Annotated in this window: 1 protein-coding gene; it reads right to left on the bottom strand. The window is 52.3% G+C overall.

The window, feature by feature from the left end; all coding sequences use genetic code 11:
- Window positions 1-18: 18 nt before the first annotated feature.
- A protein-coding gene (locus tag DXY29_RS12790) for an IS3 family transposase (protein ID WP_371411093.1) occupies window positions 19-1,169 on the bottom strand; the annotation gives its coding sequence in 2 pieces (ribosomal slippage) (window positions 19-920 and window positions 920-1,169; 1,152 coding nt in all).
- Window positions 1,170-1,229: the final 60 nt, after the last annotated feature.

Raw genomic sequence — 1,229 nt, 5'->3', positions numbered from 1 at the left:
TGATGTGCCCCAAGTTTGTTAGACACCTTGCAGTTTCATTTTTTGCTGCCGTTCGAAGTCGGTGGGTGACAGCATCCCATTGTTACTATGCTTTCGTTTTGGGTTGTAGAACAGTTCGATGTAATCGAACACGTCCTGACGCGCATTCTCGCGGGTTTTGTAGGTTTTGCGTCTGATCCGCTCAGTTTTAAGCAAGTGGAAGAAGCTCTCGGCAACGGCGTTATCATAACAGTTTCCTCGTCGGCTCATGCTGACTTCCAGATTGTGGCTCTGCAGAAACGATCGCCATTCATGGCTGGTATACTGTGACCCCTGGTCGGAATGGACGATGACTTTGGCCTTAGGTTTGCGTCGCCAGAGAGCCATCATAAGAGCATTCAAAACAAGGTCCGTCTGCATGCGTGAATGCATCGACCAGCCGACAACCCGGCGGGAATAGAGATCAATCACCACGGCCAGATATAGCCAACCTTCATGGGTGCGGATGTAAGTGATATCCGTTACCCAGGCCTGATCAGGAGCAGGAACAGAAAAGTCCTGCTTCAATTGGTTGGTGGCAACAATAGACGGCTTGTGACCATAGTGTCCCGAGCGGCGTCGATAGCCCACCTGTGCCCTTAATCCAGCCTTTTGCATCAATTTGGCAACGGTGTTTGGTGCACACGCTTCACCCAGCCCCAACAGGTCATGGTGAACCTTGCGGTAGCCATAAACACACCCGCTCTCCAGCCACGACTGTTTGATCAGACCCGTTAAACGCCTGTTCCGCCTGGCTCTTGGGCAGGACAAGGCCTTCATCCAGGCATAAAACCCGCTTCGGTGAACGCTCAAAACACGACACATGGATTGCACTGAAAAGGTCCGACGATGTGTCTTGATGAAGGCGTACTTCACCGGCACTCGCTGGCAAAGTACGCGGCGGCCTTTTTTAGGATATCACGCTCCTCAGTCACCCGCGCCAACTCTGCCTTTAAACGACGGTTCTCTGCCTGGCCTTCATCAACAATGCGCCGTTCCGGTTCCTGTCGGCCATAACGCTTGACCCAATCATAAATTGACTTGGTGCAAACGCCCAACCGATCCGCAACGCTCTTGACCGAATGCCCCCGATCTGTGACCTGGGCAACAGCCTCGCGTTTGAACTCTTCCGTGTATCTCATCCCTGACATGTCAGTCTCCTTGCTTCCAAATTTACCAAGCAAGGCGTCTACAAATCTAGGGGCACATCA

The organism is Synechococcus sp. UW69, assembly GCF_900474185.1.
Lineage (GTDB): Bacteria > Cyanobacteriota > Cyanobacteriia > PCC-6307 > Cyanobiaceae > Parasynechococcus.
Note: the sequence above shows the minus strand (reverse complement) of the source record. Positions and strands in the feature narration are given on the sequence as shown.